Origin of the sequence: Ancylobacter sp. (genome assembly GCF_965279025.1) — a bacterium.
In the GTDB taxonomy this organism is placed as follows: Bacteria; Pseudomonadota; Alphaproteobacteria; order Rhizobiales; family Xanthobacteraceae; genus Ancylobacter.
Genome location: NZ_OZ257132.1, coordinates 851,739 through 873,083, shown reverse-complemented (window position 1 = coordinate 873,083; position 21,345 = coordinate 851,739). Strand labels below are relative to the sequence as shown.

General features: G+C 67.4%; 20 protein-coding genes. 11 read left to right on the top strand and 9 right to left on the bottom strand.

All coding sequences use genetic code 11. The annotated features are described in order from the left end of the window. Nucleotides 1-54: 54 nt before the first annotated feature. The 6 genes from ACQY76_RS04100 to ACQY76_RS04075 form a co-directional block, all read right to left on the bottom strand. Nucleotides 55-1,008 carry a FecR family protein gene (locus tag ACQY76_RS04100; RefSeq protein ID WP_428031639.1) on the bottom strand — a complete coding sequence of 318 codons (954 nt, stop codon included), beginning with the start codon at nucleotides 1,006-1,008 and terminating at the stop codon, nucleotides 55-57. Nucleotides 1,009-1,110: 102 nt separating this feature from the next. Next, nucleotides 1,111-1,611 (bottom strand): RNA polymerase sigma factor, encoded by a 501-nt coding sequence (locus tag ACQY76_RS04095; RefSeq protein WP_428031638.1) that lies wholly within the window; start codon nucleotides 1,609-1,611, stop codon nucleotides 1,111-1,113. Between the two features lie 278 nt (nucleotides 1,612-1,889). Continuing rightward, nucleotides 1,890-2,648, bottom strand: coding sequence for a GntR family transcriptional regulator (locus ACQY76_RS04090; RefSeq protein ID WP_428031637.1), 759 nt, complete (start codon nucleotides 2,646-2,648; stop codon nucleotides 1,890-1,892). After that, nucleotides 2,645-3,508 carry an ABC transporter permease gene (locus ACQY76_RS04085; RefSeq protein ID WP_428031636.1) on the bottom strand — a complete coding sequence of 288 codons (864 nt, stop codon included), beginning with the start codon at nucleotides 3,506-3,508 and terminating at the stop codon, nucleotides 2,645-2,647. The genes ACQY76_RS04090 and ACQY76_RS04085 overlap by 4 nt, the downstream gene beginning before the upstream one ends. After that, nucleotides 3,505-4,308 carry an ABC transporter ATP-binding protein gene (locus ACQY76_RS04080; RefSeq protein ID WP_428031635.1) on the bottom strand — a complete coding sequence of 268 codons (804 nt, stop codon included), beginning with the start codon at nucleotides 4,306-4,308 and terminating at the stop codon, nucleotides 3,505-3,507. Before ACQY76_RS04080 ends, ACQY76_RS04085 begins: the two co-directional genes overlap by 4 nt. A 2-nt stretch (nucleotides 4,309-4,310) precedes the next feature. Further along, nucleotides 4,311-5,345, bottom strand: a complete 1,035-nt coding sequence (locus tag ACQY76_RS04075; RefSeq protein WP_428031634.1) for an ABC transporter substrate-binding protein — start codon at nucleotides 5,343-5,345, stop codon at nucleotides 4,311-4,313. A gap of 167 nt (nucleotides 5,346-5,512) precedes the next feature. On the opposite strand from ACQY76_RS04075, the gene ACQY76_RS04070 reads away from it, so the two are divergent. Continuing rightward, entirely contained in the window at nucleotides 5,513-6,214 is a 702-nt protein-coding gene (locus ACQY76_RS04070) for a fumarylacetoacetate hydrolase family protein (protein ID WP_428031633.1), read from the top strand. A 62-nt stretch (nucleotides 6,215-6,276) separates the two neighbouring features. On the opposite strand, the gene ACQY76_RS04065 is transcribed toward ACQY76_RS04070, so the two are convergent. From ACQY76_RS04065 to ACQY76_RS04055, 3 genes are all read right to left on the bottom strand, one after another. After that, nucleotides 6,277-7,092, bottom strand: a complete 816-nt coding sequence (locus tag ACQY76_RS04065) for an NAD-dependent epimerase/dehydratase family protein (RefSeq protein ID WP_428031632.1) — start codon at nucleotides 7,090-7,092, stop codon at nucleotides 6,277-6,279. Further along, nucleotides 7,089-7,469: a MarR family winged helix-turn-helix transcriptional regulator gene (locus tag ACQY76_RS04060; protein WP_428032928.1), complete on the bottom strand. Its 381-nt coding sequence runs from the start codon at nucleotides 7,467-7,469 to the stop codon at nucleotides 7,089-7,091. Before ACQY76_RS04060 ends, ACQY76_RS04065 begins: the two co-directional genes overlap by 4 nt. A gap of 219 nt (nucleotides 7,470-7,688) precedes the next feature. Continuing rightward, nucleotides 7,689-8,624 (bottom strand): AraC family transcriptional regulator N-terminal domain-containing protein, encoded by a 936-nt coding sequence (locus tag ACQY76_RS04055; RefSeq protein WP_428031631.1) that lies wholly within the window; start codon nucleotides 8,622-8,624, stop codon nucleotides 7,689-7,691. Between the two features lie 122 nt (nucleotides 8,625-8,746). Between ACQY76_RS04055 and ACQY76_RS04050 the strand changes: the two genes are divergently transcribed. From ACQY76_RS04050 to ACQY76_RS04005, 10 genes are all read left to right on the top strand, one after another. After that, nucleotides 8,747-9,712 (top strand): SDR family NAD(P)-dependent oxidoreductase, encoded by a 966-nt coding sequence (locus ACQY76_RS04050; RefSeq protein WP_428031630.1) that lies wholly within the window; start codon nucleotides 8,747-8,749, stop codon nucleotides 9,710-9,712. Nucleotides 9,713-9,930: 218 nt separating this feature from the next. After that, nucleotides 9,931-10,533: a helix-turn-helix domain-containing protein gene (locus tag ACQY76_RS04045; protein WP_428031629.1), complete on the top strand. Its 603-nt coding sequence runs from the start codon at nucleotides 9,931-9,933 to the stop codon at nucleotides 10,531-10,533. A gap of 310 nt (nucleotides 10,534-10,843) precedes the next feature. Beyond that, nucleotides 10,844-12,937 (top strand): hydantoinase/oxoprolinase family protein, encoded by a 2,094-nt coding sequence (locus tag ACQY76_RS04040; protein WP_428031628.1) that lies wholly within the window; start codon nucleotides 10,844-10,846, stop codon nucleotides 12,935-12,937. 14 nt (nucleotides 12,938-12,951) lie between these two features. After that, nucleotides 12,952-15,216 carry a hydantoinase B/oxoprolinase family protein gene (locus ACQY76_RS04035; protein WP_428031627.1) on the top strand — a complete coding sequence of 755 codons (2,265 nt, stop codon included), beginning with the start codon at nucleotides 12,952-12,954 and terminating at the stop codon, nucleotides 15,214-15,216. Nucleotides 15,217-15,263: 47 nt separating this feature from the next. Beyond that, nucleotides 15,264-16,502, top strand: a complete 1,239-nt coding sequence (locus ACQY76_RS04030) for an ABC transporter substrate-binding protein (RefSeq protein WP_428031626.1) — start codon at nucleotides 15,264-15,266, stop codon at nucleotides 16,500-16,502. A gap of 93 nt (nucleotides 16,503-16,595) precedes the next feature. Next, nucleotides 16,596-17,309 (top strand): ABC transporter ATP-binding protein, encoded by a 714-nt coding sequence (locus ACQY76_RS04025; RefSeq protein WP_428031625.1) that lies wholly within the window; start codon nucleotides 16,596-16,598, stop codon nucleotides 17,307-17,309. 3 nt (nucleotides 17,310-17,312) lie between these two features. Further along, nucleotides 17,313-18,023: an ABC transporter ATP-binding protein gene (locus ACQY76_RS04020; RefSeq protein WP_428031624.1), complete on the top strand. Its 711-nt coding sequence runs from the start codon at nucleotides 17,313-17,315 to the stop codon at nucleotides 18,021-18,023. 10 nt (nucleotides 18,024-18,033) lie between these two features. Next, nucleotides 18,034-18,924 (top strand): branched-chain amino acid ABC transporter permease, encoded by an 891-nt coding sequence (locus ACQY76_RS04015; RefSeq protein ID WP_428031623.1) that lies wholly within the window; start codon nucleotides 18,034-18,036, stop codon nucleotides 18,922-18,924. Continuing rightward, nucleotides 18,921-19,964, top strand: a complete 1,044-nt coding sequence (locus tag ACQY76_RS04010; RefSeq protein WP_428031622.1) for a branched-chain amino acid ABC transporter permease — start codon at nucleotides 18,921-18,923, stop codon at nucleotides 19,962-19,964. The genes ACQY76_RS04015 and ACQY76_RS04010 overlap by 4 nt, the downstream gene beginning before the upstream one ends. After that, complete coding sequence (locus ACQY76_RS04005) at nucleotides 19,964-21,340, top strand: aminotransferase (RefSeq protein WP_428031621.1); 1,377 nt, start codon at nucleotides 19,964-19,966, stop codon at nucleotides 21,338-21,340. The genes ACQY76_RS04010 and ACQY76_RS04005 overlap by 1 nt, the downstream gene beginning before the upstream one ends. Nucleotides 21,341-21,345: the final 5 nt, after the last annotated feature.

The following is a 21,345-nucleotide window of genomic DNA, read 5'->3' as shown; positions in this document are numbered from 1 at the left end:
CGGGTGTCAGACGATCGAGCCCGCTCGGTTTTTCATCCCCGCGCGCAATTTCTTCTAGAAGCGCGACAACACGCGCATAAAGGGCGAGATTTCGCGCATGCGGCCGCCATGCGGCTCCACCAACGCGCGCAAGGCGCGGTCGGGATCGGTGAGGTCGTACAGGCCGGTGACGCGCTCGTTCGCCAGCGCCGCGTCCGGCACCGCGATCCACGCCCGGTGATAGCGCTGCAACTGCTCGACCACGGCGGCGATGGTGGCGTCCTGCACGAACAGCCGGCCCTCGCGCCACGCCGCAATGTCGTCCGGTGCGATCTCTCCGCGCACCAGCGCGCCGGTTTGCAAATCCACCCGCGCATTCTGGCCCGGCGCCAGCCGTGCCTGCGCGGCGCCATGGCCGGGATAGTCGAGCCGCACCGCGCCCTCCGCCAGCTCGACATCGGTGTCGGTAGAGGAAAGCCGCACATTGAAGCGGGTGCCGAGCACGGTGACATCGACCCCGCCGGCATCGACCACGAAGGGTCGTGCCGCATCCGGCCGAACGTCGAAGAAAGCTTCGCCCGCCAGCAGCCGGACGGTACGCGTGGTGCCCGTCACGTCAACGGCCACCGCGCTGTCGGCGCCGAGCTCGACCCGGCTGCCATCGTCGAGGGTCAGGGCCTGGCGCGCGCCCGTGCCGGTGCGGTAGTCCGCCTCCATCATCAGCAGCAGCGCGGGATAGGCGAAGAACGCCACCAGCGCGGCCGCGAGCGCCGCACACAGGCCGAGCGGCCGCCATAGGCGGGGCCGCTGGAGGACGGCGCGGGGGCCCGGCTCGCCATGGGCGCGCGGCACCTCGGCCAGCAGCTGCCAGGAGCGCTCGACCGAGGCGTAAGCGCGGCGATGGCTGTCGTTCTCGTCCAGCCACTGCGCAAGCGAGCGCGCCAGCGCGGCGTCGCCGGGCGCCTCGCGCACCCGTATCAGCCAGTCCGCCGCCATTTCGTGGAGCGACAATGTTGCTTCGTCAGTCAAGGCGCGTCATCGCCGCTCATTCGCGCTTCTCAGGGAAGCGGCACCGTTACCATGCAGAAGACGATCTGCTGCGCGCTAGTTTTCATGTCCGGCCCGCAATTGTCACGCGCCGGCACGGTCGAGCTCGCTGGCGATGCGCGCCAGCGCCGCGCGGACATGGCGGTGGGCGGTCGCCACCGAGATGCCCAGCCGTGCGGCAACCTCCTCCAGCGTGCAGCCGGCGAAGCGGTGCATTTCAAGCGCCGTGCGCTGCTCGGGCGGCAGCTCGTCCATGAGGCGCGCGATGCGCCTGATGTCCTCGCGGTCGATGAATCGGCGCTCGGGCGAGGCTTCCGGCGCCGGCAGCGCCCAGTCCGGCAACTCGGTGGATTGCGTGCGGGATTCGAGCCTGCGCCGCTTCAACGTGTCGAAGGCGAGGTTGCGGACGATGCGATAGAGATAGCCGATGCCGCGCTCGGCCTCGCCATTGTCCGGCGGGAATTTAAGGAACGCGTCATGCACCACATCCTCGGCCGCCTCGCGCGACCCCAGAATGGGCGTCGCATAGGCCACCAGCGCGGAGCGATGCGCTGTGTAAATGCCCGACCAGTCTTTGTGTCCCATATCGCTAACATTGACCCAGGGTCATACTTGGCGACTGGGATACCGAGAAGCGTTTTTCCACGCAATGATAATGATTTAGAACAGATAAAAGGTGCGCGGCGCTGCTTATTGTCAGGGCAGTTCTTAACCGTTGCTGCCGAGGTCGGCCGTGGCATCACGCCCCACTGCGCGCTCGGCGCGGGGGCGGTCGATCTCCATTGCGTCGCAGTGGATCTGTCGAAGGGTGCCGGGCATCACCAGGGCCGGGGGCCGGCGGGTGAGCGCGACCCCTGGCCGGCTTAGGTCGCGTCGGGCGTAGCGCCTCCCATGGGGATGCGGATCTGCTCCTCGATATAGTAGAGCGTGCGTTGGTAGTGTTCGACGAGCGTTGACACGGCGCGCGCGATGTCGCCCTGCAGGATGACCTCCATGATCCCCCGGTGCTCCTCAATGGCGCTGCGGTTGGCGGAGACGGCGGAAATCAGGATGTAGCGCTGCGCGTGGTCCATCAGGATCTCGCAGAAATCCATCAGCCATTGCGAGCCGCAATTGGCGATGAGCGCGAGATGGAAGGCGCGGTGGTGAATCTCCCAGCCGGCGCGGCTCTGCGCGTCGCCGGTGGGCGAGCATTTCGACAGGCGGTGGAAGGCGATGACGATGTTCTCCTCCCATCGGTCGTCGCGGTTGCGGATGCTCTCGGTCAGCGCGGTGCTCTCCAGCCAGCAGCGGGTCTTCACGAGTTCGCGCCAGCGGTCGAGGCTGATCTCGGGGACGAAGAAGCCGCGTTGGTCCTGTCGGTCGACCAGGCGCTCGGACGAGAGCCGATTGAGCGCCTCTCGCACGGGATTGGTGCCTGCATCGTACATGGCGGCGACCGCGTCGATGGCCAGCTTCTGGCCCGGCACCATCGCGCCCCTGAGAATGTCCTGCCGCAACTTCTCGTAGACCAGCGTCGCCGAGGTGGCCTTGTCGGGCGAGGTTGCGGGCCGACGGCCCGGCCGGCGCTTCAGCGTCTCGGTGGTCAACCGCTCGGCCACCATGCTTTTTTCGTCGCTCATCGTTCGCCCCCGGCCGCCGACGTCGAGCGACGCCAGAACACCATTCGGCGCTCGGTCAGCGCCACGGCCCAGAATGTCGCCAGCCCCAGCAGGCTCAGATAGAAGATGAGCGCGAAGACGCGCGCCGTGTCCAGTTGCGAAGCGGCGGTGCGGATGAGATCGCCGAAGCCGCGCCCGCCGCCGAGGAATTCGCCAGTGATCGCCCCCGCGACGACGCCGATGGAGGCGATCTTCAGCCCGGTGAAGAACTGCGGCAGGCCGGCGGGAATTTTCAGGCGCCGCAGCGTCTGCCAGCGACTCGCGCCGATGCTGCGGAACATCATGCGGGCGTTCTCGTCCGCCGCGTGCAGGCCCGCCGCGACGCCCACCACGATGGGGAAGATCGCCACGAACGCCGCCAGCGCCACCTTGGACCCGATGCCGAAGCCGAGCCAGGCGACGAAGACGGGCGCGAAGGCGATCTTCGGCATGGTGTCGATGGCGACGATGAGCGGCATCACCGCGCGCTCCCCGAAGTGGGTCTCGCCGACGATGACGCCGAGGCCAACGCCGATGGCGATGGCGAAGGCGAAGCCGAACAGGACTTCCTGCGCCGTGATGACGAACGCGGTGAAGACGAAGCCGCCGCTCATGAGGTTCATGCCCACCGTCACCAGCTCGGTTCCGGTGCGCCCCGGCGAGGGCAGGATGATGGGCGAGACCAGCCCGGACACATGGATCGCCTGCCAGATCGCGATGAAGACCGCGACCAGCATCGCCATCGCCAGCGGGGTCGGGAGATAGTCCAGCCAGCTCTGCTTCTCGTTCCAGACCGTGCTCGGGGCCATGTCGGCGCCCCCCTGCTTTCCGATGTCGCTCACGACAGGGCTCCCTTGCCGAGCAGGTCGCGGATACGGTGCACATAGGCGCCGAATTCCGGGGTGTTCATCATCTCGAGCGTCCGTGGGCGCGGCAGGTCGATGGGGATCGCCTCGACGAAGCGGCCGGGGCGCGGCGACATCACATGCACCACATCCGACAGGATCACCGCCTCGGCGATCGAGTGGGTAACGAGGAACGCCGTGGCGTTGGTCTGCCGGCAGATGCGCTGCAACTCCATGTTCATGAAGTCGCGGGTGATCTCGTCGAGCGCGCTGAAGGGTTCGTCCAGCAGGATCACCTTGGGCTCGCCGATCAGCATCCGGCAGATCGCGGCGCGCTGCGCCATGCCGCCGGACAATTCGCCGGGATAGACCGCCTCGAACCCTTTGAGGCCGACGAGTTCGAGCAATTCCCGCGCCTTGCCCTGGGCGGCGCGGCCCGCCTTCTTGCCCCGCCGGATCTCGATGGGGAGTACGATGTTTTCCAGCGTCGTCATCCAGGGCATCAGCGTCGCTTGCTGGAACATCATGCCGATGTCGTCACGCGGGCCAAGCACGGGCTTGCCGTCGAGCATGACGCTGCCCTCGGAGGGCGATTGCAGCCCGGCCATGATCTTCAGCAGCGTGGACTTGCCGCAGCCGCTGGAGCCGATCACCGAGGAAAAGCTGCCCTGGTGCAAGGTGAGGTCCACGCTGGAGAGCGCGACCACATTACGCCGGGCGTAGCTCTTGTTGACCCCGCGCAGCTGGTAGACCGGCCGGGGCGTGCCCCCGGTCGGTCCATCGGTTTCACCCGTCATCGTCACGGTGTCGCACCCACGTTCCAGGTCTCGATATACGCATTGGTATACGCCTTATCGAGGTCCGGAAGGGGCGCCTTGAGCGAACCGCTCTTGACCAGCGCGTCGTGCCACTGCTGGAATTGCTCGGGGTGATTATAGCCCCAGCCCTTGCCGGCGATGGTGGGGGTCACCCGGGCGCGGGCACTGGCGAGCAGCGCCTTGCCGAAGGCCTTGTCTTCGCCTTCCTGCGGGTTGCCGGCCGTGGTGTGCTTGAGCACGGCGTCGGTATTGGCCTCGTTCATGGCGAACAGCGTGGCCTTCACGATGGCGCGGCCAAAGCCCTCGATCACCTTGGGGTTCCTCTCGAGATAGGCGCGCGTCGTCACATAGCCATTGCCGAAGAAGCCGAGATATTTGTCGGGGGTGATCTCGCGCAGCCTCATGCCGCGAAGGGTCAGGATCGCGCTGTCGACGAAGGCGCCGGCATAGGCATCGATGTCGCCGCGCATGAAGGCGGCGGTGGCCATGCCGCCATCGCCCACCGGCAGGAAGGTGTAGTCGGTGCCTTCCTTCCAGCCGAGGTCGTCGAAGATGTTGCGCGTGAAGGAGACCTCCGCGCCATCGGCGGTTCCGACGCCGATGATCTTGCCCTTGAGGTCGGCGGGCACCTTGTAGGTCGCCTCGTCCTTCACCACCAGGCCGAACTGGCTCTTGGCGAAGTGGTTGTAGATGAACAGCACATCCACGCCGTTCGCTCGGGCGGAGAGCGTCGGGCCGACGCCGGGATGCCCGATCTGCGCCTGGCCGGCGGCGAGCGCCTGAAGCACCTGGCCGGACCCGTCGACCGCCTCCACGCGGATGTCGAGGCCCTCCTGCTTGAAGTACCCCTCGCCGATGGCGACGTGGATCGGGAAGTGCTGGATCGCGCCGGGATGCGGGAAAGCGACGGTGACGCGCGTCAGTTCCTGTGCCTGCGCCGGCGGCGCCGCAGCGCTGATCAATGCGGTGCAGGCGGCGAGCGCCCCTGCGAAAAGCCCTGCACGAAGATGGTTCATCGGTGGCTGCTCCCTTTGCTGGTTGCCGCGAGCTTGCGACGCCAAAATCCATTAAGCAAGGAGCGTTCCAAAAAAATGTATGATTTGCGCTTCGTGCAATCTTTGCGTATTTCTCGTCGGCCCGCCATTCCGAATGCGGGACACCGTGAGGTCTTCGAGGATTGAAAATGCCGCGTCCGATCGTGCCCCCCGTCACCCTGCCCGTGCTTGGGGAGGACGAGCCATTCCCCGTCCGTCGCGTCTATCTGGTGGGCCGCAACTATGTGGACCACATCCGTGAGATGAAGGAGGGCGATGAGCGCGACCCTCCCTTCTTCTTCCAGAAGCCGACCGATAGCGTGGTGCCGCCGGACAGCGTGGTGGACTACCCGCCGGAGACCTCCGACTTTCAGTTCGAGGTCGAACTGGTGGCGGTGATCGGCACGCAGGCGCGCAATGTGACGCCCGAGCAGGCACCCGATCATGTGTTCGGCTACGCCGTGGGCCTCGACCTCACCCGGCGCGACCGCCAGCGCGAGGCCTGCAAGAGGGGCGTGGCGTGGGAGGTCGGCAAGTCGTTCGACCAGTCCGCGCCCTGCGGCCTTGTGGCCCCGGTGAGCGCGGTCGGCCACATCACCGCCGGCGAGATCAGCATCGACGTCAATGGCGAGCGACGGCAGACCGGCGACATCCGCCAGATGATCTGGAAGGTGCCGGAGATCATCGCGAGCCTGTCGCGCTCCTACGTGCTGAAGCCGGGAGACCTGATCTACACCGGCACGCCGGCCGGCGTCGGCGCGGTGGTGCCGGGCGATCGGCTGGACGCCAGCGTCGCCGGGCTCCCGCCGCTGACCATCACCATCGGTGAAGCGCGCCACCCGGCCGGCTGAGCGCGTTTGCGAACAGCCTTCCGATCCCGTCTGCCCGGCGCGCGCCAGCCTGCGGGCGCCAGTCACATCAGCCCCTGCTGCATGGCCTGATGGACGCTCCGCACTGCCGGCTGGAAGCCAAGGCTGCGCGCCCGCGCGGCATCGACATGCAAATGCCACGGATTGGCGAGCGGTGCGGAAGAGGGCTCGATCGTCTCCCCGACCAGGGCGGCCAGCTCATAGAGGGAGGTGGGCGCCTCGTCGGCGATATTGACGATCCGGCCGTCCATGCCGCCGGCCAAGGCCAGCCTCATCGCCGTGGCAATGTCGCGGTGATGGACAAGGCTCATCCGCTGGGCGGGATGCAGGTCGAGGCGGGCGACGAGCCGGGGCAGCTCTTCCAGATGGCCGTCCCCATCGCCATAGACGAAGCCGAAGCGCTGGATCGCCCAGATCAGCCCGCTGTCGCGGACGAGGTTCTCGGCGGCGAGCTTGCTGGCGGGATAGGCCTGCTGGGGGTTCACCGCATCGTCCTCGCGGCCGGGGCGCGGGCTGTCCGGGCTGTAGATGTTGGACGTGCTCGCCAGGATGAAACGCGCCTGCGGGGCGCGCGCCTTCGCCGCCGAGACGAGGTTGCGCGTGCCCTCAAGGTTGCTCTTCCAGATCAGGTCGGTGTCCGGCGTACGAAACACCGCGGCGAGATGAATGATCGCCGATACGCCCTCCACCGCCTGCGGGAGCGAGGCCGGATCGAGAAGGTCGGCCTCCACCGATGTCACGCCGGCGGGTGCCGCTCTGCCCCCGCGCAGGAGGGCGTGGCATTCCAACCCCGCTGCGACAAGACGTGGAAGAAGACGGGCGCCGACGAGCCCGGTGGTACCGGTCACCAGAATGGTCACGGGTGATTTCCTTTCTGCAGTAGTTTTTCGAGCCGCTCCGTCGCGGTCTGGAGCACGCGCACCGCCACCGCGATGTCCGCTCCATCGATCCCGCCGAACGCCGCCGCGCGAATGAAGGTGAGGTCCGGCAACTGGGCCCACAGTGTCGCGCCGGCCTGGGTGAGGCGCAGGCGCTTCTGCCGCTGGTCGACATCGTCGGGCGCCTGCTCGACGAGGCCCTTGCGCACGAGGGTCGCGATGATGCCGGTCATCGTCGCGCGCTCGACGGCAAGCAGCCTTACGAGATCGCGCTGCATCGTCGGCCCGGAGGTGGCGAGCTGGTAGAGCACGTACCACTGCACGGAACCGAGATCGTGGGGGCGCAAGACCGAATCCATGACCGCCCGGCCGGCGAAATAGCACCGCTTGGCCCACGCGGCGACGAGATCGTGCCCCTGGTGTTCGCGCCCGTCATCCAATGGCTGCCCTCCCATTTAGCTAGTTACCTAGCAATTAAATGTAAGGCACCAAACAAAGTCAAGGGTGCGGACACGGCGTGGGCGCGCCGCGCGCGGCGGGAGGTACCGCGATGGCTTTCCCGCGCATTGCCGCGCCGTTCAGATGGTGCCGCCCGCCTGTGAAGCGCTGCGCAGGCGCTCGGCGTCGCGGGCGGGGGGCGTCCCGAACAGCCGGGCATATTCGCGGCTGAACTGCGAGGCGCTTTCATAGCCGACGGCGTAGGCGGCACGCGCCGCATCGGTGTTGGTCGTCAGCAATCGCCGCGCCGCCTGAAGGCGCAGCGTCTTCTGGTACTGCAGCGGGCTCATCGCCGTGGCCGCTTTGAAATGGCGGTGGAAGGACGGCACGCTCATGCCGGCGATCTCGGCCAGGGTCTCGGTCCGCAGCGTCTGCTCGAAGTTACGGCGGATCCAGCTGATCGCGCGGCGCACCTGCGACACCCGGCTGTCCGCGCGCCCGGCCTGCCGGAGCAGGGGCCCGTGGGCGCCCTGCAGCAGGCGGTAGAGCAATTCGCGCTCGCGCGAGGGAGCGAGGAAGGGGATGTCGTCCGGCGTGTCCAGCAGCGCGAGCAGGCGGTCCCAGGCCTCCAACTGTTCGGCCGGGGCAGGCGCCACGCCGAAGCCGGAGGCCGGCCCAGCCGCCGGGGCGGGCGGCAGGTCCGCGAGCAGGCTGGTCAGCACGTCGCGATCAAGGGCAAGGCTGGCGACCACATAGGGCTCGTCCCGCGCCGCCTCGATCACGCATCCCGTCGCCGGCAATTCCAGCGAGGCGATGAAGCAGCTCCCCGCGCCATAGCGCAGCATGCGGTTGCCGATCAGCACCTGCTTGGTGCCCTGCAGCACCACGCAGACCATCGGCTCATAGAGAGTCGTCGCCGGCGCGCTGTGCTGGCGGGCCACGCCTATGCCGACATGCGGCAACGGCGTTTCCAGCCGCATCCCGTCGGTATGGCGCGCGATGCGCCGGCACATGCGATCGAGCAGATCCTGCATGGCGGTGACGTCGTCCTTCCTCGCGGCCGTCGCAAGCGGCACTTACGGCACTGATAGGATCAGGCAAGGAGTTGATACGATCGGGCGCTCCGCTTCGCAAGCCGCCGACCATATTGGCCAGGACGCGGCAGTGCCGCTCGGCTTCAAGCGAACAGGAACGGATCATGAGTCAGGTTTTCGGTGCGACATCGACCACGGACGAGGTGCTCGCCGGCGTCGACCTCCTCGGCAAGCGCGTGCTGGTGACGGGTACTTCGGCGGGGCTTGGCGTCGAGACGTCGTGGGCTCTGGCGGCGCATGGCGCCAATGTCGTCGGCGCGGCGCGCGACCTCGCCAAGGCCGAGAGGGCGACCGCCGGCGTGCGGGAGGCTACCCGGGCGAGTGGCGGCAGCTTCGAGCTGGTCGCGCTCGATCTGGCCTCGCTTTCCAGCGTGCGCGCCTGCGCGGACCGGCTGCTGGAAGACGCCCGGCGGTTCGACATGGTGATTGCCAATGCCGGCGTCATGGCGCCGCCCTTCGGCCGAACCGCCGACGGCTTCGAGACCCAGTTCGGCACCAATCATCTCGGCCACTTCGTGCTGGTGAACCGGATCGCCGGGCTGCTCGGCGACGGCGGACGGCTGGTGAACCTCTCCTCCGCCGGCCACCGCTTCGCCGATGTCGACCTCGACGATCCCAATTTCGAGCGGACCGCCTATGACCCGTGGGTGGCGTATGGCCGCTCCAAGACCGCCAACAGCCTGTTCGCGGTGGCGTTCGACCGCAGGCACCGCGACCGTGGGGTGCGCGCCACGGCTGTGCATCCCGGCGGCATCCACACCGAGTTGGGCCGGCACATGAGCTCGGGCGAGATGGAGGCTCTGATCGCCTCCATCGATGCCGCCCATGCCGCGGCCGGCCTGCCGCCCTTCGCGTTAAAGACCATCCCGCAGGGTGCCGCGACCTCTGTATGGGCCGCCGCCGTCGCCGATGCCAAGGCGGTCGGCGGCCGCTACTGCGAGGACTGCCATGTTGCGGAAATTCAGGACGGCGAAGGCATTCGCGGCGGCGTGCGCCCCTATGCCCTCGATGTCGAGCGGGCGGAGGCCCTATGGCGCAAGAGCGAGGAACTCGTCGGCGAGCGGTTCTGACGCGGGGCGCGCCCGGCAGTTTTCCGGGCGCCGCTGCCCTCGGCGTCCGGATCCTCGCCATGGCCGGACGGTTCCCGCAGCCGTTCGGCCACCCGCAATCGGCTCATCAGCGGGGGCGGCGGAGGTGCAATTGATATGGCCGGCAACAAGCCCTATTGTCGGCGCGGCTTGAATGCCGTTCAAGCGCTTTCATATCCTTTGGTTTTTCGGGGTCCTCCATGTCCGACGTTCTCGGAAGCGTCGAAGCGCTCAATCAAGGCGAGTTTCGCAATATCGGCTTTCGCATCCGCGTCGAGCGACGGACCCGAAAAATGCGCCTGAAGGATCTCGCCGCGGCGGCGGGGTGCTCGGAAAGCCTGCTGTCGAAGGTCGAGAACGGCGTCGCCTCTCCGTCCCTCACCACGCTGCACCGGCTGTGCCGCGCGCTCGGAATCTCCGTCACCGCCCTGCTGGAAGACGGAGAGAACCAGTCGCTTGTGGTGTACCGCAACGGCCATCGGCCGGCCTATACGCGCGGCGGCTTTGTCGAGGGCGACGGCAGCATGGCGGAGAGCCTGGTGCCCTATGCGCCCGACCGTCAGCTCGAAGCCCATATCATGCACGTCCCCGCTAATGGCGACTGGTGCGGGCCCTACCGGCACGCCGGCGAGGAGGTGGGCTACATTCTCGAAGGCGCGCTTGAGCTGAAGGTCAGCGGCATCGTCGCGGTGATCGGCGTCGGCGACAGCTTCTTCTTCGAATCCGAGCTCGAGCATTTCTATCGCGCCGCCAATGGTGCCTCCTGCCGCATCATCTGGGTCAACACGCCGCCGACCTTTTAAGCCCGCCGATTGGGCAGTGCCTGCTTCGTTCAAGTCACTTTACCTGCTTCAAGTGAGTTGAAACGCGCAGGGACGCGGAAGGGCAGGGGCGCAGGCCGGCCCCCGCCGGCGCACAGGGCTGCGCAACCACTTCCCGATTCTGTCGGGTAAACATCTGTTTTAGCTGCAGATATTATCCATTCAACGAGGCATCTTCGCGCCGTCCCGTCGGCCGTTGGTGTGGCGATAAAACAAATATCGTCCTGCCCATATTTTTGACTCGACGACATCCGCACCGCGTGACTACTGTCAGTTCATTCAAGTGACTTGAATGGAGTTGAAGGCGGTGGAAGCGGTCGGCGTTGATACGGGCGGAACCTTCTGCGACCTCGTCGTGATCGACGATGGCGGGCGTGCCCACGTCCATAAATCTCCCTCGACCCCACATGACAATGCGCAGGGCGTGTTCAACGTGCTGCGCGTCGCCGAGCAGGCCTCGGGAGCCGGGCCGGGGGGCTTCTACAGCGGCGTCCGCGCCTTCGCGCTGGGCACCACCATCGCGACCAACACCGTCGTCACCCATACCGGCGCCAAGGTCGGCCTCATCACCACGATGGGCCATGCCGACATGATCTCGATCATGCGCGTCAATGGCCGCGTCGCCGGGCTGTCGCTCGCCGAGATCCAGTCCTATTCCACCAGCAGCAAGCCCAAGCCCATCGTGCCCAAGAGCCTGATCGCCGAGGTCAACGAGCGGCTCGACTTCACCGGCGACGTCATCGTCCCGCTGCAGGAGGCCGAGGTGGTCGCCGCCGTCGATCGGCTGGTGGCGCAGGGCGTCGAGAGCATCGCGGTCTCGCTGTTGTGGAGCTTCGTCAATCCCGCGCATGAGCAGCGCATCGCGCAGCTGATCGAAGAGCGCCACCCCCACATCTTCGTCTCGCTCGGCAGCGCCCTGTCGCGGCGCCTCGGCGAATATGAGCGCACCGAGGCGGCGGTGGTGAACGCCTATGTCGCCATCGAGATGGAGAAATATCTCACCTCGGTGTCCGCCGGCCTGAAGGTGGCGGGCGTCGAGCCGTCCATGCTGGTCATGCATTCGGCGGGCGGCGTCGGCACCGAGGCCAGTTCCACCGCCAAGCCGATCACCACGCTGTTCTCCGGCCCGGCGGGCGGCGTGGTCGCCTCGCGCCGTGTCTGCGGCGCCGCCGGGTTTTCCAATGTCGTCTGCGCCGATGTCGGCGGCACCACCTTCGATGTGGCGCTGATCGTCGACGGGCGCCCGCTGATCCGCAGCACCTCCACGGTCGACCAGCGCATCCTGTACTGCCCGACCATCGACATCGTCTCGATCGGCGCCGGCGGCGGCAGCATCGCGCGGGTCGATCCGGTGACCAAGCGCCTGCTCGTCGGGCCGCGCAGCGCGGGGGCGTCGCCCGGCCCGGCCTGCTACGGACGCGGCGGCACCCACCCCACCGTGACCGACGCCAATCTCGTCCTCGGCTTCATGGACCCGGTGAATTTCCTCGGCGGGCGCTTCCCGCTCGACCGCGACGCCGCCGAGCAGGCGCTGCGCGCGCATGTCGCCGAGCCGCTCGGCGTGTCGGTCGAGGAAGCCGCCATCGGTATCTTCACCATCGTCAACGGCAAGATGGCGGATCTTGTCCGCAAGGTGACGGTGGAGCGCGGGCACGACCCGCGTGATTTCGTGCTCTGCGCCTATGGCGGGCTGGGCCCGCTGCACGCGCCCTTCTATGCCGGCGATCTGGACGTGAAGGCGGTGATGATCCCGCTCGGCGAAATCTCCTCGGCCTTCAGTGCCTATGGCGTCGCCATCGCCGATGTCGTCCATGTCCATGAGCGCTCGATCAATCTGCGGGAGCCTTTCGCCGGCGCGGATATCGCGCAGGTGTTCGCCGGCCTGACGCAGGATGCCGACGCGCAGCTTTCCCGCGACGGCGTTCCGCCCGAGGACCGCGAGATGCGCCGCTTCATCGAGGTGCGCTATGTCGGCCAGCTCAACGAGCTGATCGTCGAGGTCGGCGCCGATGGCGGCAGCGCCGACCGGATCCGCGCCGAATTCGAGCGGCTCTATGTCGAGGCCTTCGGGCCGGGCGCGGCGTGGAAGGACGCTCCCGTCGAGATCGTCGGCGCCCGTCTGGAGGCCGTGGGACTGCGGCGCACCGCGCCCGCCGGCGATGTCGCGCAGCGCCCGGCGCCGGGCAAGGTGGCGCAGAGCCGCGAGGTCTACTGGCCGCAGTCCCGTGCCTTCGTCACCACCGCCATCGTCGGCGGGGAGAGCGTCGGCCCCGGCACCCATCTGCCCGGCCCGGCGATCATCGAATATTCGACGACGACGATCACCATTCCCCCCGGCTGGACCTGCACGGTCGACGCAGCCGGAAACCTCCTCCTCACGCACTGAACGGGGCCGGGAACATGAGCTGGGTTGCGGGCGCCGAACGTTACTACGCCGATCACGAACCCTCGGTCGAGGCCGTGGAGGCGGCAGGCCTCAAGCTGCACCGCCGCGAGGCGGGAGGCGAGGTCGACTTCGTCACCGACGAGGTGCTGAGCCATCGTCTCTGGCACATCTGCGACGAGGCCGGCGTCACCATCCGCCACGTCTCCGGCTCGCCAGTGGCGACGGAAGCGAACGACTTCATGACCGTCATCGCCGACGAGATGGGCGACGTCGCCTTCATGACGCCCAACCTGCTCTACCAGGCCGCCGCCTTCGAGCCGATGATCAAATGGACCTTGATCAACCGTGCGGGCAGCCCGGGCATCGAAGATGGCGACATGTTCCTGTGCAACGACCCGTGGGTGGGCGCGGTGCACCAGAACGACGTCGCGGTGTTCGCCCCGGTGTTCCATGAGGGACGGCTGTTCTGCTGGGTCGGCGCGTCGATCCATGAGGTCGATGTCGGCGGCCCGGCCCCCGGCAGCTTCTCGATCGTCGCGGAGGACGTGTTCGGCGAAGTTTCGCCGCTGCCGCCGGTGAAAATCGTCAAGAACTTCGTCATCCAGTCGGATATCGAGGATCTCTACACCCGCCGCTCGCGCCAGCCTTTGCTGCTCTCGCTGGACCTGCGGGCGCAGATCGCCGCCAACAACGTCGCCCGCGCGCGCATTCTCGAAGCCATCGCGAAATACGGCGCCGACACGGTGAAGACCGTCATGGGCCGGGTGATGGACCGGGCCGAGGCGCAGCTTCGCGCCCGGCTGCAGGAACTGCCTGATGGAACCTGGCGCCATGTCGACTTCCAGGAGGTCGCTTCGGCCGGGGATCGCGGCATCTATGCCGGGCGCCTTGAAATGACGAAGAGCGGCGACACGCTGCATTTCGACTTCACCGGCTCGGCGGCGCAGGTCGGCCTGATCAATTCGGCGACGTCGGGCACGCGTGCCGGCGTGCTCGCCGGCATGCTGCCGATGCTGGTGGGCGACATTCCGTGGGCGATCGGCGGCCTTCAACGCTGCATCAAGATCACCAGCCCGCGCGGCACCATGCTGAATGCCGAATATCCCGCTGCGGTTAGCATGGGTTCGATCACCGGCACCTGGCTTGCGCATAATTGCGCCCATGCCACGCTGTCGAAGATGCTGCTCTGCCACCCCGAGCACCGCCTGCGCGTGCTTTCGGCCGGCGGCGGCTCCTGGCCGGCGATGCAGCTTTTCGGCTGGGACAAGACCGGCTACGCCTTTGTCACACAGTTCCAGGAGGCAAACCTCACCGGCTTCGGCGCCCGCTCCTTCGGCGACGGCGTGGATACGGCCGGCGCCTACTGCATCCCCTCGGCGCGCGTCCCCAATGTCGAGGCGACGGAATTCACCTGGCCGCTGCTGGTACTGTGGCGCGGCGAGGCGGTGGATACGGGCGGCGCCGGCAAGTGGCGCGGTGGCGTCGGCGGTCGCTTCTCCTTCATTCTGCACAAGACCAACCGCAACTTCACCCATGTCTCGGCGGCCTTCCATGTCGCCGTGCCCAATGGCGGCGCGCTCAGCGGCGGCATGCCGGGCGCCTCGGTGGTCTATGCCCTGCAGCGCGATAGCGACGTGAACGAGCGCCTGCGGCAGGGCACCATTCCGCAGGACATTGCGGAACTCTCCGGCCAGCGGGACGTGCTGCCGCCGAAGTCGCAGACCGAGCAGGGCCCGCGCGACGTCTATTCCATCACCTTCTTCGGCGGCGGCGGCTTCGGTGACCCACTCGACCGCGACCCGGCGAATGTCGCTGCCGATCTGGCGGAAGGCTTCGTCTCGCCCGCGGAAGCCGAGCGCCTCTATGGCGTGGTCAGCGCCGGCGGTGCCATCGACGACACCGCGACGCGGGATCGCCGCACGCAAATGCGGACCGACCGCCTCGACGGCGCGGCGCCCGTCGCGCTGCGCCCGGCGGAAGCGGAAGGCATCGCCATCAACGACTACACCATGCTCGCTGGCCGCCGGTTCCAATGCCGGTGCTGCGGCCACGATCACGGCCCTGCCGAGCAGAACTACAAGCTCTCGCTCGTCATGAAGGCCATTCCCATCGCGCAGATGTCGCCGACCATGCCCGATCCGGCGGTCTTCATCGACGAGCCGATCGAGTTCCGCGCCTTCGTCTGTCCGGGCTGCGGGACCCAGGTCGAGACCGAGGTCGCGCTCGCGCGCGAAGCACCGATCTGGGACGTGCAGCTCACCGGCCCGTCCCACGCCTGACCTTAAGCCTGCCCATAAAAACGAACCTCCAGAGGATCATCATGAAAATGCGCAGATTACTGGCCACCGCGGCGCTGCTGGCCGGTCTCGGCCACGCCGCATTGGCGGCCGATTCCATCAAGGTCGGCGTCGTCGGCCCGTTCACCGGCCCCTCCGCCCGCATCGGGCAGGACATCCAGAACGGCACCAAGATGGCGATCGAAGACGCACGCGCCGCCGGCGAGCTGCCGGTCACGATCGACGGCAAGAAGAGCGACATCAGCCTCGTCTGGATCGACGACGAATCCTCGCCCGAAAAGGCGGTAAAGGCCTATCGCAACGCCGTCTCGCGCGAGGGTATCCAGCTTCTGCTCAACGGTTGGCACGGCTCGGTCGGCCTGGCGCTGATCGACCTCGCGGCGGCCGACGGCATCATCAGCTATGGCAACCTCGCCGCGCCGGAGGACATCTCCGAGAAGATCACCGAGAACAAGTACACCAACTGGTTCAAGGGCTGGCCGGCCCCCAAATCCATGTCCGGCCTCTATGTCGATGCCGCCGAGGACCTGATCGCCAAGGGCAAGTGGACCCCGCCGACGCGCAAGGCTGCCGTGGTGGTCGAGGACAGCGACTGGGGCCGCACCTGGGGCGAGGCCATCGTCACCGGGCTGAAGGCGAAGGGCTGGGAGGTCGTCGCGCAGGACGTGGCGCGCAACAACGAGCTTGAGTTCAACGCGCTGCTGACCCGCTACAAGGCGTCTGGCGTCAGCCTCACCGCCTTCACGCTCAACGCCCCGGCATCGGCGGCCGCTTTCGTGAAGCAGTTCAACAGCGCCGGCATCAAGGGCCTGCTCTTCGCGGACGGCCTCGGCTGGGCGTCGAACTGGCACGAGCTGACCGGCGACGCCGCCAATTACGCGCTCTCCATGGACAGCCCGCGCAGCATCACCCCGGAAGAGAAGGAATGGTCGGCGCGCTACGAAAAGACCTTCGGCGCCGCGCCCTCGCCGGCGGCCGCAGGGCACGCCTATGACTACACCCGCGCGCTGATCAAGGGCCTCGCCGCCTCCGGCTCTCTCGACCAGCAGAAGCTGGCGGCGGCGCTGCTCGCCACCGAGCACAAGGGCGTCTGGCAGTTTTACGCCTTCGCCACCCAGCCCGGCGACGGCGCGATCTCGGCCTATGAGGTCAAGACCGGCCCGTTCATGAAGGGCTTCTCCTTTCCGATGGTCCAGTATTACGGCGACAAGGCCCCGGTGGTCTGGCCGTTCGACTACGCCGAGGCCGAGTTCCAGGCCCCGAAGTGAGCCAGTGAGCCTGCCGGCAAGGCCGGCCCGTATGTGACGCTCGACCCATGAACCAGGAATCCACCGCAAGGTGGGTTCATCCGGAGCTGAGCCATGCCCGCGCTGCTGACCGTCGAACAAGTCAATAAGAGCTTCCAGGGCGTCCGCACGCTCACCGATGTGACGTTCTCGCTGGAGAGCGGGCAGGTGCTCGGGCTGATCGGTCCCAACGGCGCCGGCAAGACGACGATCTTCAACGTGATCAGCGGCATCTACACCGCCGATTCCGGCCGGATTCGGCTTGCCGACGTCGAGATCACCAACAGGGCGCCGGCGCGGATCGCCCGCCTCGGCGTCGCCCGCACCTTCCAGGTGGCGCGCACCTTCAACGACATGACGGTGGACGAGAACCTGCGCATGGCGCTGGTCACGGCGCGGCTGTCCTCTGCCGAAGAGCGCCGCCGGGTCGACGCGATGCTCGACCAGGTCGGCCTGCGTGGCGCACGCGATACATATGTTTCCGCGCTGCCGGACGGCCAGAAAAAACTGCTGGAGGTCGCGCGGGCGATCCTGCTCGACCCCAAGCTGCTCATCCTCGACGAGCCCTTTGCCGGCGTGAGCGCCGAGGTGATCGAGATCCTCATCGCACTGATCATCCGGCTCGCCGGCACCGGCATCGGCTGCCTCGTCATCAGCCACGACATCGTCTCGCTGCCCCGGCTCTGCGAGGAAGTACTGGTGCTCGTCGAGGGCAAGGTGCTGACCCGGGGGCCGGTGGCCGAGATCCGCAACGATCCGCGCGTCGTCGACGCCTATCTCGGGGCTTGAGCCATGCTGCTGGACATAGAGAGCGTGAGAGCCGGCTATTCCACGGGCGCGGACGTGCTCAAGGGCGTCAGCCTGCAGGTCGGCGCCGGCGCGGTGACCGGGCTGATCGGCGCCAACGGCGCGGGCAAATCGACCCTTCTCAAGACCGTGTGCGGCTTCCTGAAGCGCCGTGGCGGTTCGGTCGGCTTCGATGGCCAGGCGCTGGAGGGGGTGGGCCCGTCCGATCTCGCCGGCAAGAAGATCGCCTATCTCATGGAAGGCCATTCGGTGTTTCCGAGCCTGACCGTCGAGGAGAACCTGATCCTCGGCACCTGGGCCTTCCGAAAGGATCGCCCACGAGTAAAGCGGGCGCTGGAGCGGGCCTTCGACCAGTCCAGCGTGCTGCAGGCCAAGCGCCATTCCCGCGCCGGCCTGCTGTCGGGCGGCCAGCAGCGCATCCTCGAAATGGAGCGCCTCGCGCTGAACGAACCGCGCCTGGTCATTCTCGACGAGCCCTCGCTCGGGCTCGCCCCGAAGCTGGTCCACGAGGTTTTCGCGCGCATCGCCACCATGGCGGCGGAGGGCGCCGGCGTGCTGGTGGTCGACCAGAGCGCGCGGCACGTCTGCGCGGCTTCCCGGCATCTCTACGTCCTCCGGCTCGGCGAGATCATCGTGGAGGGCCCGGCCGCGGTGCTCGCCGCCGACATTGACGAAATGGTCCGCAACTTCATCTGAGGAGCCACCCGTGCTGACTGCGAGCGTACTGATCCAACTGACGATCGACGGCGTCACGCGCGGCGCCATGTATGGGCTGATGGGCGCCGGCCTGGCGCTGATCTTCGGCATCCTCGGCGTCATCAACATGGCGCATGGCGAGCTGTTCATGCTCGGCGCCTATGCGATGTATTTCGCCACGGTGATGCTGGGCATCCCGGCACCCATCGGCCTGCTACTGACCGCCGGCGTCATGTTCTGCGTCGGCGTCACCATCGAGCGCGGGCTGATCGCGCCGCTGCGCGGGCGATTGGGCAGCCGATGGCTGGTCGACGGCTACGTCCTCACCATCGGCCTCATGGTGGTACTGCAGAATCTCGCGCTCATCGTGTTCGGCCCGCGCGAATATGGCGTCGCCGCCTATTGGCCCGGGCGCCAGGAGATCGGCGATATCGTGGTGGCGAATGAGCGGCTGCTCATTCTCGGCGGTGCCGTCGCCACCGCCGTGGCGCTCGCGCTGTTCCTCAAGAAGACCGATACCGGCCGCGCCATTCGCGCCACCGCCGAGCACCCGGCCGCCGCGCAGGTGCTGGGCATCGATATCGAGCGCATCTACGCCATCACCTTCGGCATCGGCGCCGCGCTGGCCGGCGCCATCGGCTCGCTGCTGCTCTCCACCTACCCCGCCTATCCCACGGTCGGCGGCGAGGTGCTGCTCAAGGCCTTTGTCGTGGTGATCATCGGCGGGCTCGGCAGCGTCTGGGGTGCGATGCTGGCCGGGCCGCTGCTCGGGCTCATCGAGGCCTACGCAACCGCCTTCGCGCCGGGCGGCTGGCAGAACACCATCACCTCGCTGCTGGTGCTCGCCGTGCTCGTGCTGCGTCCGCAGGGCCTGTTCAGCACGCAGGTGACGCGGCCATGAGCGCAACATCCTCCAGCGATGGCGCCGTCCGCGACGGCGCCGGCAGCCGGTTCGCCGGCCCCGCCATCATCCTCGTCCTGCTCGCGGCACTGGCCATGGTGCCCGGCATTGTCGGCGGGCGCTATTTGCCGGCCGTCTTCACCTCGATACTGCTGTTCTTCATCCTCGGCGCCCTGTTCGACTTCATGCTGGGCTATCTGCGCCTCGTGAATTTCGGCATCGCCGGCTTCCTGTGCGCCGGTGCCTATGGCTCGGCGCTCAGCGTGCAGTATTTCCACATCACGCCGTGGACCGGACTGCTCATCGGCGGCCTCGCCTCGGCGCTGATCGGCCTGATCACCGGCGTGCTGACGCTGCGGCTGCGCGGCATCTATATCGGCCTGACGACGCTCTTCGTTATGGAGACGCTGCGCTACACCATCTCCAATGCCCGCGACATCACGCGCGGCGCTTCCGGCCTGACGGTGAAGCCCTTCACGCCGCTGTTCGACCTCAGCTTTTCGCGGGGCGACCCCATCACCTATTATTACCTGCTTCTGGTGATGGTGGTGGTGGTCTACGCGATCCTGCACACCATCGTGCATTCGCGCATCGGCCTGGTCTTCAAGGCCATCCGCGACGATGAGCTCGGCACCAGCGTGCTCGGCGTCAATGTCGTCGGCTACAAACTGTTCAACTTCGTCGTCGCCAGCTTCTTCGTCGGCGTCTTCGGCGCCTTCTACGCGCATTACATCGGCATATTGGTGCCGACCTCGGAAGAATTCGGCATCCAGCGGACGGTCGAGATCCTCACCATCGCCTATGTCGGCGGGCGCGGAACCCTCTGGGGCTCGTTGCTCGGCGCCCTATTCCTGGTCGGCATGCAGGAAGTGCTGCGCGACCTGCAGGAATGGCGGCTGGTGATCTACGGCCTGTCGCTCATCCTCATCATCACCCTGTTTCCGAGCGGTCTCGCCGGCGCCCTGCGCGAAGCTCTCGCGTGGATCGACGCCCGCCGCACCCGCCGGAACAACCGAACCGCCGTGGAAGGGGACGCCTGATGTCCAACATGCCGAACTCCATCGAGGCGCGGGACACCCGCAGCCACCTGCACTCCTATTCCAACCCGAGGGCGCTGGCGCAGACCGGCCCGCTGGTGATCGAGCGCGGCGAGGGCATCTATGTCTTCGATACCGCCGGCAACCGCTATCTGGAAGGCGTTTCCGCGCTCTGGTACGCCTCCCTCGGCTTCAGCGAGAAGCGTCTCGTCGACACTGCGCACCGGCAGATGCAGGTGCTGCCCTGCTATCACTCCTTCGGCCACAAGGTGACGGAGGCCGCCGCCGACCTCGCCGACCGACTGGTCGCGCTGGCGCCGGTGCCGATGTCGAAGGTGTATTTCGCCGGCTCCGGGTCGGAGGGCAACGACACCGCGCTCAAGCTGGTGCGCTACTACAACAACGCACTGGGCCGCCCGGCGAAGAAGAAGGTCATCTCGCGCGTGCGGGCCTATCACGGCACGACGCTGGCCACCGCGAGCCTGACCGGTATCGCGCGCAACCACATCAATTTCGACCTGCCGATCGAGGGCATCCTCCACACCGATTGCCCGCTCTACTACCGCTACGGGCAGGAAGGCGAGAGCGAGGCCGCCTTTGTCGACCGCATCGTCGGTAATCTGGAAGAGATGATCCTGCGCGAGGGCCCGGAAACCATCGCCGCCTTCTGGGCCGAGCCGGTGCTGGGCTCGGGCGGAGTGATCGTGCCGCCGGAAGGCTATTACGCCAAGGTGCAGGCGGTGCTGCGCACATATGACATCCTGTTCGTCGCCGACGAGGTGATCTGCGGGTTCGGCCGGCTCGGCCACATGTTCGGTTCGCAGGCCTTCGGCATCGAGCCGGACATGATCATCGTCGCCAAGGCGCTGTCGTCCGGCTACCAGCCGATCTCGGCGCTGCTCATGAACGAGAAGGTCTTCGAGGGGATTTCCGCCGGCGCCGACGCGGTCGGCGTGTTCGGCCACGGCTTCACCTATTCCGCGCACCCGGTCCCCGCCGCCGTCGCGGTCGAGACGCTGAAGATCTACGAGGAGCGCGACATTGTCGGCCATGTCCGCTCGGTCATGGCCCGCTTTCAGGACGGGCTGCGGGAATTCGCCGGCTCGCCCTATGTCGGCGACGTGCGCGGCATGGGCCTGATCGCCGGCCTCGAACTGGTCCGCGACAAGGCCAGCAAGGAGAACTTCCCGCCGGAGCGGCGTGCCGCGCTCGCGCTGGAAATGGCCTGTCTGGAAGAAGGGCTGGTGGTGCGGGCCATTGGCGACACAGTCGCGATCTCGCCGCCGCTCATCATCACGCTGGCCGAGGTGGACGATCTGCTGGCCCGCTTCGCACGCGGCCTTGCGCGCTTCACCGACGACATGCGCGCCCACGCCTGATCCTC